This is a genomic window from Streptococcaceae bacterium ESL0687 (assembly GCA_029392475.1).
Classification (GTDB): domain Bacteria; phylum Bacillota; class Bacilli; order Lactobacillales; family Streptococcaceae; genus Floricoccus.
Map to the genome: position 1 here is coordinate 1151188 of CP113940.1, position 14989 is coordinate 1166176.

The window sequence follows — 14989 nt, forward strand, 5'->3', positions numbered from 1 at the left end:
ATTGGGCTAATCCATTTTTTCTGCTAGAATATAGTCATGAAAATAGAAAAAATTATCAATGAGGTCATGAGTGAAAATACCTATTTTCTGATCAATGACCAGGGTCTACTTCTTGTTGATCCGGGGAGCGATACTCCCAAAATACTAGAGAAACTTGCCCAACTTAATCTTCCTCTTAAGGGAATTCTTTTAACCCATGCCCACTACGATCACATCATTGGAATCCCTGCTGTTAAGGAAAAATATCCTGGAGTTCCAGTCTATGTGGCAACTCCTGAGGTTACTTGGCTTTATACTCCTGAATACAATCTATCCCGTCAGTTTGGCTTTAAAAATAATCTGGAGGATGTGGTTGTCGATCCAGCTGATTACGAGTATGAAATTAATGGCTACTATGATATAGATGGTTTTAAATTCAAGGTTGTAGCCACACCAGGCCATTCAATTGGGGGTGTTAGTTTAATCTTCGAGGATGAGAATCTTGTCCTGACAGGAGATGCTCTTTTCAAGGGAACAGTCGGAGTTACTAACCTTTATACTGGTAACTACGAGGAACTTCTCGCTGGAATTGAAAGAGAACTCTTCACCCTGGATGAAAATTATGAAGTCTACCCGGGCCATGGTCCTAAAACCACCATCGGTAGGGAAAAACAAGAAAATCCGCACTTTCAAAAATAAGGAGTATATATAATGAAAATGATTCACACCTGTATCAGAGTTCAAGACCTAGATAAGTCCCTAAAATTTTATGAGGACTCTCTCGGCTTCACTGAAAAAAGACGTCTTGATTTTCCGGAATATAAATTTACCCTGGTCTATCTGACTCTTCCTGGTGACGACTACGAACTTGAACTTACCTATAACTATGACTCACTTCCATATGACTTGGGAAATGGATATGGTCATATTGCTATTTCAAGTAGTGACTTTGATAACCTTTATAAAAAACATGTAGAGGCTGGTTTTAAGGTTACAGACATTAAAGGGCTGCCAGAAGGGGATACAAGTTACTACTTTATCAGTGATCCTGACGGCTACAAAATTGAAATCATTAAAGAATAAAAAATAGGAGTTTAACTCCTATTTTCTTTGTCCAAAAAAGTTAAAATCATCTGATAAACTAGCTCCTTTTCCAGCTCATTAATAACCTCATGCTTCATTTGGGGCATGCTTATGAACTCCACATTCTCATATCCCCTAAGCTCCAAAAATCTTTTAGAAGCCAAAAGACCTTTACGACCTCCAGTTACAATATCTTCTTCTCCGTTGATACTTAGGATGGGAAGCTTTTTATTTACTGGATTTTTACCAGCTCTTTTGCTAATATATTTAATCCTATAGTTTGCCTCAAGGATGGCCAAAAGACCGTAATCATTATATGTTTTAACCCACAGGTTATCCTCAGCAATCAAGTCAAGCTCTGCCTGATCTGATGTTATCCAGTCATTAGAACCTCCTCCAGGACCGACCAAATTATTTAAAAACTTAGATGGTTTTGGATTTTTCAAGGCTTTAATTCTTGCACCAAGTATTATTTTTCCAATTTTTGAGGCAGCCTTATATTTGACAGTTCCTGTTAAAATAAGTCCAGCAAGCATGGAATCATCATAATCTAAATAGGCTCTAGCAATCATAGAACCAAAAGAATGACCATAGATGGTTAGAGGAAGATTGGGATATTTTTTCTTTATCAATCTACTGATTTGCAGCTGATCTTCAATCATCTGATCAAGACTTGTTATGTGACCCGTAGGATTTTTGTCATTAAGGGATAGTCCATGTCCCCTATTATCACTGATAAAAACAAGGTAACCATGAACTGCTAGGTACTTGGCCAAATTCATATATCTTAAGGCATGTTCTCCCATCCCATGTATTATTTGTAGGGATCCTTTAAAGTCTACTTCTTTGACTGGCCTTACAATCTTTAAATTTAAATCTAGTCCATCTGACGCCCTAATAATTTTTTCCTGATTTCTAATTTCAAGAGGGGTATTTCCATCCATCTTTTTATTCCCTTCATCATATATCAACTTAATGTCAACCTAATCTTAGCCTATCCAAACTTTAAAAACAAGAAAAAAAGCCAGACCTAAGTCTAGCTTTTTCTTTTCACTTATTATAGTGAAGCAGGATCTACGTGTACACCAGGTCCCATAGTTGTTGTAACTGATAGGTTAGTGATGTAAGTTCCTTTAGCTGATGATGGTTTAGCAGCAGCGATAACGTTGTTGATAGCTTTGAAGTTTTCAACAAGTTTAGCGTCATCAAATGATACTTTACCGATTGGAACGTGAACGTTACCAGCTTTGTCAGCACGGTAAGTTACTTTACCAGCTTTAACTTCTTCGATTGCTTTAGTTACGTCCATAGTAACTGTTCCTGTTTTAGGGTTTGGCATAAGGTTACGAGGTCCAAGGACACGTCCAAGGCGACCTACAACAGCCATCATATCAGGAGTAGCAACTACTACGTCGAAGTCGAACCATCCACCGTTGATTTTAGCAACTAATTCGTCGTCACCAACGTAGTCAGCTCCAGCAGCTTCAGCTTCTTTAGCTTTTTCACCTTTAGCGAAAACTAAAACTTTTTGAGTTTTACCAGTTCCGTTTGGAAGCACAAGAGCTCCACGGATTTGTTGGTCAGCTTTCTTAACGTCGATGTTAAGGTTGTAAGCAACTTCAACAGTTGCGTCAAATTTTGCAAAGTTAGTTTCTTTTGCAAGAGCTACAGCTTCTTCAGCGCTGTAAACTTTTGTGCTGTCGATTTTTTCAAGAGCAGCAGTCATTTGTTTGCTTTTTTTAGCCATTTTTTTCTCCTCTGTGGTATTTACGGGTTTTTAATCCTCCCACCCGAACTTCGTGGGAAAATTTTTCAAAAATTATCCTGCAACAGGTAATTTCTTGAAATTTTCTCTTAGTCTTCTACAACGAAGCCCATTGAGCGTGCTGTACCTTCGATCATACGCATTGCAGCTTCTAGGCTACCAGCGTTAAGGTCAGGCATTTTAGTTTCAGCGATTTCTTGAACTTGTGCACGAGTTACAGTCGCAACTTTAACTGTGTTTGGAGTTCCAGAACCTTTTTCAACTCCTGCAGCTTTCTTAAGAAGCACAGCAGCTGGAGGTGTTTTAGTAATGAATGTGAATGATTTGTCTTCATAAACACTGATTACAACTGGGATGATCATACCAGCTTGGTCAGCTGTACGAGCGTTGAATTCTTTAGTGAATCCCATGATGTTGATTCCCGCTTGACCTAGTGCTGGTCCAACTGGTGGAGCTGGTGTTGCTTTACCGGCAGGAATTTGTAATTTTACAAGTTTTTCTACTTTTTTAGCCACGATAAATTTCCTCCTATTTTATATGACGGGCAAGAAATAATTCTCACACGTTCATCGTGATGTGGTTTAATGGTGAACATGTCACCTCCCACGCAAGTGTGAGTAAACACACCATTTAATTCTACTAAATGTTATTTAAATTGTCAAATAAAATACTGATAAATAATAAGTTTTTTAAATCTTTCAATTAACTATAAAATATAAGTTCATTACTGTAAAACTTAGTTTAAGAAATTGCCTTTTCCCTCTCATAAAGATACTTCATAGACAGGGCTACCGTTAGCAAAAGGACGACCAAAACAACATAACTATAAATACTAAAGGTCAGTTTCTCTAAATTTAAAAGATCCATTATCTTGGTTAGAGAAAAATTCAAGCAGGCTACAACTGAAAAAATTTTCCACATATCAAGTTTTGTTTCCTTAAGCATGTTTACTGACGTAATCGTTGTTAAGATTATCATCGCATCAGTATACAGGTAGATAAACTCTTGCCTTTTTAAAATTATCTGGTCAATTCCCCAAATAATGCAGGTCAGCAGGGCTATTTCAACATTAGTCTTTGTTACCTTATAACAAGTCAGTTTGTTCATAACTGCACATTTTCCTCCCATCATAATCTCCACATATAATATAACATTTAAATATGTTTTGATGATTTCAGGAATATGTTAAAAGTATTACACGGATATTTAAAGTTTATTCTATTTTAGAATAAACTTTATTTTTTTGTGATTCAATGAAATTATTTATTGTCATCTACTTCTTCTGGATACACAAGCTGCCAATCGGTTCTTAATTTGGTCATAAGGTTCATTACATCCCTTGTATAGTCAAGATACATCATATTTTCAGTTAGCTCAATGCTTCTCTCCATGTCTTCGACCTCGTAGAAAAGAGCTGTATCATAGCTACCAACCTCGATTTCTTCACAAGTTCCATCAAGGTAGGTTATTGTTGCCTGGGTACCTCTTGGATATTCATAAATTTCAATATAGGCATCTTCAAAAGATAAAAGGCCACGTTTGGGCTGTTTGGCGTGAAGGGATAGACTTACTGTTGCCATCTGCTCCTCCTCATTTTTGAGGATTATACTCACTTTTTCGTCTACTCCTGTTGGAGCTAGCTTAACCTGAGACATAATCTCTGCTGATTTAGTCTCCATAAACCAGCGGACAAATGATAGGGCATAAACACCGATATCAAGAAGGGCCCCGCCCGCAAGACTTTTGCTGTAAAAGCGGTTGTTGGGATCATATTCCTTGAAACTACCAAAGTTCATTTGAATTAACTCAAGTTTTCCAAAATCACCGTTAGCAATTCTTTGTCCCAACTCCCTATAAAGGGGCATGTGGTAAATGGTCATGGCCTCAGCTAAAATTAATTTCTTATTTTTTGCAAGTTCAACTGCCTCTTCTAGCTCTGCTGAATTTAAAGTTATGGCCTTTTCACAAAGAACATGCTTGCCTGCCTCGAGGGCTTTTTTAATATAAGTAATGTGAGTATTGTGTGGACTTGCAATATAAACTACATCGACCTGGTCATCAAGAAACAGATTATCAATCTGCCTGTAAACCTTACCTACCCCGTATTCTTCTGCTAGTTTACAGGCATTTTCATAGGTCCTATTAGCTATACCGTAAATATCTCTGTTGTTGTCTTTCATGGTTTCTGCAAAGCGGTTAGCAATTGCCCCGCTACCAAGAATTGCCCAATTATATGTTTTCATTTGTGCTCCTTTAATTCTTTTCTTTCCAGTAAGCATTATAGTAAAAAAAAGACCCTAGGACAAATATCTTCCCTGGGTCTTTTCATTCATAAGGTCTCACTTGTTTAGATAATTATCAAATATCTCATCAAACTTACCAAGATTAAAGGAAAAAGGAGCTTCTCTTTCGAGATAGTCACTTATTTCGTTAAAATCTGATGTATGTCTGGGAAAAGTTGAATCATTAAAAACTTCATTGGCTAAAATTGTTAAATCACAGTCCTCCTTGGGACCTCTTTTGGCCATCAAATAAGTATAAAAACTAGGCATCCTTCCAGTTATCCTCAATAAACTTGTGCCTTAGGCCACTTGATAGGGCATAACGACCTGGATTGGTTTTATAGAAGGCTTGATGATAGTCCTCAGCTGGATAAAAAGTTTGGGCTTTTTCAATTGAGGTAACAATCGGTTTTGTGAAACGACCAGAATCTTGAAGCCTTTTTTTACTAGCTTCTGCAATTTCTTTTTGTCTGTCATCCTCATAAAAGATTACCGGGCGATAGTTGTCTCCCCTATCTTGAAATTGACCAAAGGCGTCTGTCGGATCTGTTTGTTGCCAGTATAGTTCGACAAGATTCTCGTAACTTATTTTTTCATTATCAAAAATAATTTCAACAGCCTCAGTATGACCTGTTTTGTGAGTTAATATATCTTCATAAGTTGGATTTACTGTATGACCTCCCGTGTAACCACTTAAAACGCTTATTACACCGTCTTGTTCCTCAAAGGGTTCAACCATACACCAAAAGCAGCCACCAGCAAAAATTGCACGTTCCATCATAAGTCATCCTCCTCTTAAATATAGCCTTAAATTTAATTAATCTTCCTTAATTAAGTCTGTCCCAAACTCATCTTGTTTAACCTTACCAGCCTTCATTAGACCACCCAAAGCTTTTTTGAACTGACCTTTACTGATTCCAAAGGTTGCCTTAATGTCGTCAGGTGTACTCTTATCATTTAATGACATAAAGCCTCCTGCACCTTTAAGATATGCTAAAATCATTTGGGCATCATTATCAAGCATCTCATGTGATCTTGGTTTTAAACTTAGGTTAAGGGTCTTATCAACATCGCGGTATCCAATAACACGGACGTCAACTTCTTCTCCCAAGCGAGGCTCTGAAAAACGTTCACTCGGATGAATAAATCCTAACATATTATTGTCAGGAATAAAAACAAAAGTACCCGATAGTTTTAACCTGTAAACAATGGCCTTTAAATTTTGATCCTGCATATTATTGTAGGCACGGCCTGCCAAGTCTTTGAAGACCTCATTGTCAGCAAGAGTAGCCCAAATCCTATCCTTTTGGTCGACCTCAAGGGTTACATAAAGCTTATCTCCCTCTTTAGGCCATAAGTTTTTAAGCTCAGGTAGATTATCCATAGAGATAACGACATCTTTTCCAGATAAGCCGATGTCAACAAAGACCCCAAGGTCACGTCTAACTTCAGTTACTGTTCCCCAACCATAATTATCACGTCCTGCTGTTGGAAAAATTGTTGTTGCCTTTGGTTTCCCTTTTTTGTCGGCATAAACAAAGACCTTGACCGTATCACCAAGAGCATGCTCACCTTCAGTCTTATCAAGAATTAAAGTGTGACCATTCTTCTGTAAAAAGTAACTATTGTCATTTTCATCTGTAACAATAGCAGTTATATATTTTGCTAATAAATCGTTCATAGCATGTCCTTTCTGTGAAAAAAAGCTGGGAAAGTCCCAGTCTTCTTTTCGAGACGTTTAAACGTCTAATAATTCTGTTTCTTTATCTTTTGTGAGCTTGTCAATTCTCTTAACAGATTCATCTGTAATATTTTGAATTTCTTTTTCAAGTCCACGTAGTTCGTCTTCTGTAATTTCACTGTTTTTCTCTTGCTTTTTAGCAGTATCCATAGCATCACGGCGGATATTTCTAACAGCTACTTTAGATCCTTCAGCAACCTTCTTAACTTCCTTAGCAAGCTCTTTACGACGCTCTTCAGTTAATTGAGGGATTACTAGGCGGATGATTGTTCCGTCTGATTGAGGTGTAATTCCTAAGTCAGAAGCATTGATGGCATGTTCAATGTCCTTGATTGATGATTTATCAAATGGTGTAATCAAAAGGACACGCGCTTCAGGAATTGCAATTGAAGCTAGTTGATTAAGAGGAGTTGGAGCTCCGTAGTATTCAACTTGAATACGGTCTAAAAGACTTGCATTTGCACGTCCAGCACGAATGCTTCCGAATTCACGAAGCAAACTTGCTTCTGATTGTTCCATTCTTTCTTTTGCATTTTTTAAAATTTCGTTTGACATTTCTCTCTCCTATCTATCTTAATCTACAGTAGTTCCGATGTTTTCACCAAGAACTGCACGGCGGATGTTTCCAGCTTCGTTTAGGTTAAATACAACTAGTGGAATATCATTATCCATTGAAAGTGTACTTGCTGTTGTATCCATAACCTGTAGTCCTTGTGAAATTACATCCATGTGAGTTAGGTGTTCAAATTTAGTAGCATTTTCATCCTTGTTAGGATCTGCATCGTAAATTCCATCTACCCCATTTTTAGCCATAAGAATTACATCAGCATTGATTTCTGCAGCTCTTAGGGCACTTGTAGTATCTGTTGAGAAGTAAGGATTCCCTGTTCCACCGGCGAAAATAACCACACGATTTTTTTCTAGGTGACGCTCTGCCTTACGACGAATATAAGGCTCTGCGATTTGACGCATGTCGATTGATGATTGAACACGTGTTGGTACATCTTCATTTTCAAGAGTATCTTGCAGGGCAAGAGCGTTCATAATAGTCGCAAGCATACCCATGTAATCAGCCTGAGCACGTTCCATTCCAAGGCTTGCTCCAGTTTGTCCACGCCAGATATTTCCACCACCTACAACGATTGCAATTTCAACACCTAAATCATGAACTTCTCTTAATTCTTGAGCAATTCCCTTAACAACGATTGGGTTAATCCCAAATCCTTCGTCACCTGCTAGGGCTTCTCCGCTTAATTTAAGTACTACACGCTTATATTTTGGTTCTATCATTTTCGTCTCCCATACAAAATTTATCACCTTATAATAACATATTTTTTGAAAAAAATCCCACTAAGATAAATTTAGTGGGATTCTCTTTTTCTTATTTACTAAAGATTGCAAGGCTTTGATAAGGTTTAAGCTCTTTAAGATCACTAACTCCATAATTTGAAACAAGGACCTCTCCTCCTAGAAATTCACTAGGTAGATCAAGGGAAACCTTCTCAGCTGAAAAATTATTGGCAACGAATAATTTTTTACCGTCTAATTCTCTAACAAAGGCATAAATTTCCTTGCTATCAACAAGGGCCTTTTTATAGCTTCCCTCAGAAATAATCTTATGATTCTTCCTAAGTTTGATTAATTCCTTGTAAAAATTAAAGATATCTCCGTCTTTTTCAGCTTCAAGATTAATTTCCGGATGATTTCCGCTAGCAAGCCAAGGGGTACCTTCAGAAAATCCTCCATTTTTACTCTGGTTCCACTGCATTGGAGTCCTTGAATTATCACGTGATTTGATTTGAATAATTTCAAAGGCTTCCTCAGGAGATTTGCCGCTAGCAGTCATTTCCTCATAGGCATTTAATGATTCAACATCGACATAATCAGCCATAGAGGTAAAGTCTGGATCAATCATTCCAATTTCTTCTCCCATGTAAATGTAAGGAGTTCCTCGACTTAAATGGATAGAAGCTGCAAGCATCATAGCACCTTTTACCCTAAAATTCTTAACATCGACAAATCTATTGAGGGCTCTTGGTTGGTCATGATTATTCCAGAATAATGCATTCCAACCGTCCCCTTCAGACATCTTCTCCCCCCAATTGTGGAAGAGGTTTTTTAATTCCTCAAAGTCAAAGACCTGCTTGGTCCATTTTTTCCCGTCCTTGTAGTCAACCTTCAAATGGTGAAAGTTAAAGGTCATTGATAGCTCATGACGGTCAGGCCTAGTATAAAGAATACAGTTTTCAATAGTTGTCGAAGACATTTCACCAACGGTAATACTTTCTGAATCATGACCAAAGGTTGCTTCATTTAATGCCCTTAAGTATTCATGGGTCAAAGGTTTATCAGTATATTCTGCCTTGCCTTCATTTTCCGGGTTATTTTTTAAAATCTCGTCCTTACCAATCAAATTAATGACATCAAACCTAAAACCATGGACTCCCTTTTCCATCCAAAATTTAACCACCTTGTAGAGCTCGTCTCTAACATGGGGATTACGCCAGTTTAAATCGGCTTGAGTTTTATCAAAAAGATGCAAGTAGTACTTACCGGTATCTCCAAAAGGTGCCCAGGCATTGCCCCCAAACTTACTAATCCAATCCGTTGGTTCATCCCTTAAAATAAAGAAATCTTGATAGTATTTATCTCCTGCCAAGGCTTTTTGGAACCACTCATGGTCAGTTGAGACATGATTTAAAACCATATCAAGCATTAGGCCGATATTGCGTTTTTTCCCTTCTTTCACCAACTCCTCAAAATCTTCCATATTTCCAAAATCTGGATTAATGGCAACATAGTCTGAAATGTCGTATCCATTGTCCTTTTGAGGGCTTGGATAAATTGGATTAAGCCAAATCATGTCAATTCCAAGATCTTCTAGGTAATCAAGCTTTGTTATAATTCCTTTGAGATCACCTACTCCAGAACCTGTCGTATCCAGGTACGATTTCGGGTAAATTTGGTAAATTACTTTGTCTTTAAAGGTCATCTTCATCTCCATCCTTTTCATATACATAAAAGTAGGGCTAAATTAGCCCTATTTTTTAATTATTTAGACTTGTTGCTGTGAATAGTTTCTCACCAATTACAGCCTGTCCACTTGTTTTAACATCATCAACTTGGAATTCGTTTTGGTTGGTTACAATCACAGGTGTCATTGTAACATATCCTTCAGCCTTAATGGCAGCTAAGTCAAACTTAATAAGCTCATCTCCTGCTTTAATTTTTTGACCTGTTTCAACTAAACCTTTAAAGTATTTACCTTTTAGATTTACTGTATCAAGACCAATGTGAATTAGAAGCTCAACCCCATCATTTGAAATAATTCCAATGGCATGGTTAGTTGGGAAGACCATTTGCACGATACCATCAAATGGTGCTACTAGTACTCCTGCATCAGGATCAATCAAGGCTCCATCACCAATAATTTTTTCAGCAAACATTGGATCAGGTGTTTCAGTGATTGGAAGAATTTTTCCAGAAAGAGGAACTTTAATGTCTTGGCTTACTGGGCTTTTTTCAACAATTGGATGTGCCTTGTATTCATCTTCGTCAACATAAGGAACTTCAACCTTGTTAAGGGCTGGAATTTTACGGAAAACAAAGACAAGCATTAGAGGGACAGCAATTGCGATAACCATTGAGATTGCAAAGTTAATCATTGAGTTGTATTGAATAGCAAGGATTCCTGGAAGACCACCAACCCCTACAGAGTTCGCACGAACACTTGTTAAAGTAGCGTACATTGATGCAAGACCTGCTCCTGCCATCCCAGCTACAAATGGATACATGAATTTAAGGTTAATCCCAAACATGGCTGGTTCAGTTACCCCTAGCCAGGCCGAAATCAGAGCTGGAATTGAGACCTGTTCTTCACGTTCAAGTTCTTCCTTGCGGTTACGCATAGTGCGTTTGTGTAAGAGAATAACTCCAGCAACAGCAGCTCCTTGAGCGATATTTGAAAGACAAATCATTGGCCATAAGTTAGTATAACCAAGGTCTCCAATTAGCTGGAAGTCGATGGCAAGTAAGGTATGGTGCAGTCCTGTAATTACCAGTGGCGCATATAGGGCTCCAAAAACTAATGCAAAGAGCCAGTTCACTGAACTTGATAGTCCTGAGTTAACAACAGTTGAGAGTCCTTGACCCAACTTCCAACCGATTGGCCCAATTATTGTATGAGCTGCAATTATCGCTGGCAGTAAACTGAAGAGGGGAACAAAAATCATTGACACTGCTTCTGGGATGATTTTTCTTAGTTGTTTTTCTAAGAAAACAAAGAGAAGGGCTGTAAAGATAGCTGGAATAACTTGGGCCTGATATCCAATTTTTTCAATTTGGAAAGAACCAAAATTCCATACCCACTCGGCAATTGATCCATCAGCACGCGCATCATTTACTGCATAGGCATTTAAAAGTTGTGGACTTACAAGGGTTATCCCAAGGACAATCCCAAGAATCTGAGTCCCACCAAATCTTTTAACCACACTCCAAACTACTCCTACTGGTAGGAAATGGAAGATTGCTTCGGCTGGTAGCCATAAAAATGAATTCACTCCATTCCAAAACGGTGACACATCAACAATTGTATTATAAATTTTTGATCCATCTGGATTTAAAGAAGCCACTCCGTCAACAATCTTTTGACCAAGAGCTTGAATCTGTACCCCTTCAAGAATATTTCTTAAACCAAGAATTAATCCCCCAACAATGATTGCCGGTAGTAGCGGTGTGAAAATTTCAGCAAGAGTAGTAACTCCTCTTTGTAACCAAGACTGATTTTGTTTAGCCTTTGATTTTGCTGCTTCCTTAGACATTCCTTCAATACCAGATACATCTAAGAAATCCTTGTAAAAAGTTGATACGTCATTTCCGATAATAACCTGAAACTGACCTGCATTAGTGAAAGTACCCTTAACTGCCGGAATCTTTTCAATTTCCTTAACATCAGCTTTCTTATCACTGTTTAAAACAAAGCGCATTCTTGTTGCACAATGTGATACCCCAGCAATATTCTCCTCGCCTCCTATTGCAACGAGAAGGCGCTGTGCATCTTTTTCATACTTACTCATCCTTTTCTCCTACTTTCTATTTGTAACCTGTACCTACAAGTTTATGTTTTGATTATAAACTATTTTTTTATTAAGTGCAACCGTTTTCATTTATTTTTCCACTTTTTTTTGCTAAAATTATCTCATATGAACAAATACGAATTGATTTCTCAAAATATAAAAGAGCAGATATTAAATAATACCTATCCTCTAGATAGCTTTCTCCCAAGTGAAAGCTCGCTCTCAAGGCACTATGATGTCAGTCGATCAACCATTCGCCAAGCCTTAAATATCTTAGAAAATAGAGGTTATATCCAAAAGCAAAAAGGCAAAGGAAGCCTTGTAATAGCATCAAATAAATTAGAATTCCCCCTGTCAGAGTTGACCAGCTACAAGGAATTACAAAAAAATTTAGATTTTAAAAGCTTGACTACTGTTATCGAATTAAAAAAAATTACAATTGATAATGATTTATCTAAAAGAACACGCTTTCCGGTTGGAGAAGATGTCTGGTCAATCCTTAGATCGAGGACAATCGACGGTAAAACTGTTGTCCTTGACCGCGACTATTTAATCTGTAGCATAATTCCTCAGATGACTAAGGAAATTGCCCAAAATTCCCTCTATGAACATCTGGAAAATAAGTTAAATTTAGATATTTCCTATGCCCATAAGGAAGTTACCATTGATTTTTTAAATGATTTTGACAAAAAATATATCGATATCTCATCAGACGATCATCACATAGTAAATGTTAAAAGTCATGTCTATCTCTCTAATGCTCAAATATTCCAGTATACTGAAAGCCATCATCAGGTTGATACTTTTAGATTTAGTGAGTTTGCTAGACGAGAAAAGATTTAACAAAAAAACTACCAAAATTAATTGGTAGTTTTTTATATTTCTTACATAATGACAAAGGCTGGTCTTCCTTGATCCCAGTCAAGGGAATCATTTGATGGATTTTGCCAAAGGCTATAAGTTGAGGTCCATCCTCCAGGGTAAAACATCCTATCGTACGGGTCATAAACCTTAGTATAGCCATTACTATACCCATGAACAACAACAGCATGACCAATTCCCACATTTTGAAGTAAAATTACTGGATAACCTTGGGAAAGGTAATAATTTAGTTGGTCTAAGGTATCTGCCTTTCTGACCGTTCTTCCAAAAGCCTGGGCTGTTAAAACTAAATCTGTTCCGCTGGCCCCCTTATAACGCTGATTAAATCCGCCTAAACGAGACATTTGACTAGCAACAAAAAATGGGGTTGCTTCTATGCCATATGAACCTTTTAAAATCATACTTAAACTGGTCGGAACGCATCCAGTAGGACCCATTTGGTAATTACCCACATAAGCATATCTCCATCTAGCATCTCTTTGTGAATAATAATAAGGGATTGCTTTTAATCTTTCAGCTACTGGATCTTTTTGACTTTGACCTTCTATGAAAGCTGCTTGACCATTTGAAGCTGGCCCCGATTCAGATTTCTTTACAAGAACAACCTGAAGGGCTTCCATTCGCTTGGACATGGCTGATGAGCCAGCCGGGCTATTATTTTTAGTCCAATTTAACCAACCATAGTCTTGAATATGAACTCGGTAGTAGATATCAAAATAGTTAGCTAAATCACCTGTTAAATTAATTTTTAGAGCTTCCAGTCGAAGACTTCGTCCAACTGTGCCTGCCAAATTTCCATCAGAAACATAAGATTGCCAGCCAATATCTTGAACATGAGCTGAGTATTCAATCCCACCAGACAGATGGGCATTTGATAAACTAACCCTCAGTGCTTCTAGTCTTAAACTTTGCCCGACTGTACCAGCTACTGTGCCATTATTAACCAGACCCTGCCAGCCAATATCCTGGATATGGGTTTGGTAGTTGATAGTTGGAGTTATTTCTTGGGGAAGCCTTGCTTCATCTCCAACCAGGTAGGCCTTACCTTCTCCACTAGGTGCTTGCTCTCCCTTAGGAATCAGCCTTATTTGTACAGCTTCCATTCTTTTTCCAGCTGACGAACTTCCTACTGGTTGATCGTTTTTTGCCCAATTAAGCCAACCCTTATCTTGAATATGAGCCCGGTAGTAAATATCATACTTATTAGCCACTTCACCTGTCAAACGAATCTTCAAAGCTTCCATCTGCAAGCTTCGCCCGACTGTACCTGCAATACTTCCATTTGACACATAAGACTGCCAACCGATATTTTGAACATGGGCTGAATATTCAATCCCACCAGAGATTCCTTTTACTGGAAGATTAATTTTCAAAGCTTCCATTCGAAGGCTTCGCCCGACTGTACCTGCAATACTTCCATCTGGCACAAAAGATTGCCAGCCAATATCTTGAACATGGGCTGAGTAGTCAATACTTACAGACTCGTCTACCATAGTCGTTGGACTATTAGTTTGACCAGCATTTACCTCCTCCTTATCTACCACTATCTCAGAAGATACATCTTCTGTACTCGCTACTGTGTTATCAGTTTTTGAACTTGAAGATTGACTTAAGGATTGGGACGAATAACTCGGTGAAGATTGGTCACTTAAACTAACCTCAAATGATGAGGATGAATCTGTTAAACTTTCACTCAAATCATCTGCTAGACTTCCAGTGCTCAACCCTCCCAATACAAGTAAAATACCAACTAATGCATATATTTTTTTCATACAAATTCTCCTAATAGAATTACTAACACCAATAAAAATACTATTTTAAAACATTGTTGCTAATAAAAGTTGCCAAATCAATATTTTTAAGCTTGGCATCATTTAAATAAACCCTTAAATCCTCGTCACTTATACTGGCAGAATTTATCCCTGCCTCATAAAGTTCATCCCTTGCCTCTACTAGGTCATCTTTAGGAGTCAAATCATGGTAACCAGTATCTGACACTGAGACCGAATAATCTGTCTGATCACTTGTCGTTTGTGACTGGATAACTTCATTAGAAACTTTCTCATCCTTAACAACTGAAACTGAATGTGATTCATTCGAATCAACATTCTTTTCCTTTTTACAAGCACCCAAAGATAATAAAATTATTAAAGAAATAGATAAAAATCCTATCTTTTTCACT

General features: G+C 37.7%; 17 protein-coding genes. 3 read left to right on the forward strand and 14 right to left on the reverse strand.

Annotated features, from left to right (window positions below):
• Positions 1 to 36 precede the first annotated feature (36 nt).
• Positions 37 to 678 carry an MBL fold metallo-hydrolase gene (locus OZX60_05660; protein ID WEV44924.1) on the forward strand — a complete coding sequence of 214 codons (642 nt, stop codon included), beginning with the start codon at positions 37 to 39 and terminating at the stop codon, positions 676 to 678.
• Between the two features lie 12 nt (positions 679 to 690).
• Positions 691 to 1062, forward strand: coding sequence for a VOC family protein (locus OZX60_05665; GenBank protein ID WEV44925.1), 372 nt, complete (start codon positions 691 to 693; stop codon positions 1060 to 1062).
• Positions 1063 to 1073: 11 nt separating this feature from the next.
• Here the strand turns inward: OZX60_05665 and OZX60_05670 are convergent, their stop codons facing one another.
• From OZX60_05670 to treP, 12 genes are all read right to left on the reverse strand, one after another.
• Positions 1074 to 2033 carry an alpha/beta hydrolase gene (locus tag OZX60_05670; GenBank protein WEV44926.1) on the reverse strand — a complete coding sequence of 320 codons (960 nt, stop codon included), beginning with the start codon at positions 2031 to 2033 and terminating at the stop codon, positions 1074 to 1076.
• Between the two features lie 86 nt (positions 2034 to 2119).
• Complete coding sequence (gene rplA, locus OZX60_05675) at positions 2120 to 2809, reverse strand: 50S ribosomal protein L1 (GenBank protein ID WEV44927.1); 690 nt, start codon at positions 2807 to 2809, stop codon at positions 2120 to 2122.
• Between the two features lie 107 nt (positions 2810 to 2916).
• Positions 2917 to 3342 (reverse strand): 50S ribosomal protein L11, encoded by a 426-nt coding sequence (rplK, locus tag OZX60_05680; protein WEV44928.1) that lies wholly within the window; start codon positions 3340 to 3342, stop codon positions 2917 to 2919.
• 226 nt (positions 3343 to 3568) lie between these two features.
• Positions 3569 to 3955 (reverse strand): hypothetical protein, encoded by a 387-nt coding sequence (locus OZX60_05685; GenBank protein ID WEV44929.1) that lies wholly within the window; start codon positions 3953 to 3955, stop codon positions 3569 to 3571.
• Between the two features lie 131 nt (positions 3956 to 4086).
• On the reverse strand, positions 4087 to 5070 hold the full coding sequence (locus OZX60_05690; protein WEV44930.1) for a Gfo/Idh/MocA family oxidoreductase: 984 nt from the start codon (positions 5068 to 5070) through the stop codon (positions 4087 to 4089).
• Between the two features lie 96 nt (positions 5071 to 5166).
• Positions 5167 to 5379: a YozE family protein gene (locus OZX60_05695; GenBank protein WEV44931.1), complete on the reverse strand. Its 213-nt coding sequence runs from the start codon at positions 5377 to 5379 to the stop codon at positions 5167 to 5169.
• Positions 5372 to 5887 (reverse strand): peptide-methionine (S)-S-oxide reductase MsrA, encoded by a 516-nt coding sequence (gene msrA, locus OZX60_05700; GenBank protein WEV45890.1) that lies wholly within the window; start codon positions 5885 to 5887, stop codon positions 5372 to 5374. The genes OZX60_05695 and msrA overlap by 8 nt, the downstream gene beginning before the upstream one ends.
• 39 nt (positions 5888 to 5926) lie before the next feature.
• A complete protein-coding gene (locus OZX60_05705; GenBank protein ID WEV44932.1) occupies positions 5927 to 6790 on the reverse strand; it encodes a S1 RNA-binding domain-containing protein in 864 nt (287 codons plus the stop codon).
• A gap of 57 nt (positions 6791 to 6847) precedes the next feature.
• Complete coding sequence (frr, locus tag OZX60_05710; protein WEV44933.1) at positions 6848 to 7405, reverse strand: ribosome recycling factor; 558 nt, start codon at positions 7403 to 7405, stop codon at positions 6848 to 6850.
• Positions 7406 to 7423: 18 nt separating this feature from the next.
• Positions 7424 to 8140 (reverse strand): UMP kinase, encoded by a 717-nt coding sequence (gene pyrH / locus OZX60_05715; GenBank protein WEV44934.1) that lies wholly within the window; start codon positions 8138 to 8140, stop codon positions 7424 to 7426.
• A gap of 91 nt (positions 8141 to 8231) precedes the next feature.
• Positions 8232 to 9842: an alpha,alpha-phosphotrehalase gene (treC, locus tag OZX60_05720; protein ID WEV44935.1), complete on the reverse strand. Its 1611-nt coding sequence runs from the start codon at positions 9840 to 9842 to the stop codon at positions 8232 to 8234.
• Positions 9843 to 9897: 55 nt separating this feature from the next.
• Entirely contained in the window at positions 9898 to 11925 is a 2028-nt protein-coding gene (gene treP / locus OZX60_05725; protein ID WEV44936.1) for a PTS system trehalose-specific EIIBC component, read from the reverse strand.
• 126 nt (positions 11926 to 12051) lie between these two features.
• Between treP and treR the strand changes: the two genes are divergently transcribed.
• Complete coding sequence (treR, locus tag OZX60_05730; protein WEV44937.1) at positions 12052 to 12768, forward strand: trehalose operon repressor; 717 nt, start codon at positions 12052 to 12054, stop codon at positions 12766 to 12768.
• A gap of 41 nt (positions 12769 to 12809) precedes the next feature.
• Here treR and OZX60_05735 read toward each other — a convergent pair whose 3' ends face one another.
• Both OZX60_05735 and OZX60_05740 read right to left on the reverse strand, forming a co-directional pair.
• Complete coding sequence (locus OZX60_05735; protein WEV44938.1) at positions 12810 to 14579, reverse strand: C39 family peptidase; 1770 nt, start codon at positions 14577 to 14579, stop codon at positions 12810 to 12812.
• 40 nt (positions 14580 to 14619) lie between these two features.
• A complete protein-coding gene (locus tag OZX60_05740) occupies positions 14620 to 14988 on the reverse strand; it encodes a hypothetical protein (protein ID WEV44939.1) in 369 nt (122 codons plus the stop codon).
• Position 14989: the final 1 nt, after the last annotated feature.

Excerpts from the sequence above, each read along its gene's own strand:
- OZX60_05735 (WEV44938.1), bottom strand. The coding sequence starts at position 14,579 with ATGAAAAAAATATATGCATTAGTTGGTATTTTACTTGTATTGGGAGGG.
- OZX60_05660 (WEV44924.1), top strand. The coding sequence starts at position 37 with ATGAAAATAGAAAAAATTATCAATGAGGTCATGAGTGAAAATACCTAT.
- pyrH (WEV44934.1), bottom strand. The coding sequence starts at position 8,140 with ATGATAGAACCAAAATATAAGCGTGTAGTACTTAAATTAAGCGGAGAA.
- OZX60_05690 (WEV44930.1), bottom strand. The coding sequence starts at position 5,070 with ATGAAAACATATAATTGGGCAATTCTTGGTAGCGGGGCAATTGCTAAC.
- treR (WEV44937.1), top strand. The coding sequence starts at position 12,052 with ATGAACAAATACGAATTGATTTCTCAAAATATAAAAGAGCAGATATTA.
- treP (WEV44936.1), bottom strand. The coding sequence starts at position 11,925 with ATGAGTAAGTATGAAAAAGATGCACAGCGCCTTCTCGTTGCAATAGGA.
- msrA (WEV45890.1), bottom strand. The coding sequence starts at position 5,887 with ATGGAACGTGCAATTTTTGCTGGTGGCTGCTTTTGGTGTATGGTTGAA.
- frr (WEV44933.1), bottom strand. The coding sequence starts at position 7,405 with ATGTCAAACGAAATTTTAAAAAATGCAAAAGAAAGAATGGAACAATCA.
- rplA (WEV44927.1), bottom strand. The coding sequence starts at position 2,809 with ATGGCTAAAAAAAGCAAACAAATGACTGCTGCTCTTGAAAAAATCGAC.
- treC (WEV44935.1), bottom strand. The coding sequence starts at position 9,842 with ATGACCTTTAAAGACAAAGTAATTTACCAAATTTACCCGAAATCGTAC.
- OZX60_05665 (WEV44925.1), top strand. The coding sequence starts at position 691 with ATGAAAATGATTCACACCTGTATCAGAGTTCAAGACCTAGATAAGTCC.
- OZX60_05695 (WEV44931.1), bottom strand. The coding sequence starts at position 5,379 with ATGCCTAGTTTTTATACTTATTTGATGGCCAAAAGAGGTCCCAAGGAG.
- OZX60_05685 (WEV44929.1), bottom strand. The coding sequence starts at position 3,955 with ATGGGAGGAAAATGTGCAGTTATGAACAAACTGACTTGTTATAAGGTA.
- OZX60_05705 (WEV44932.1), bottom strand. The coding sequence starts at position 6,790 with ATGAACGATTTATTAGCAAAATATATAACTGCTATTGTTACAGATGAA.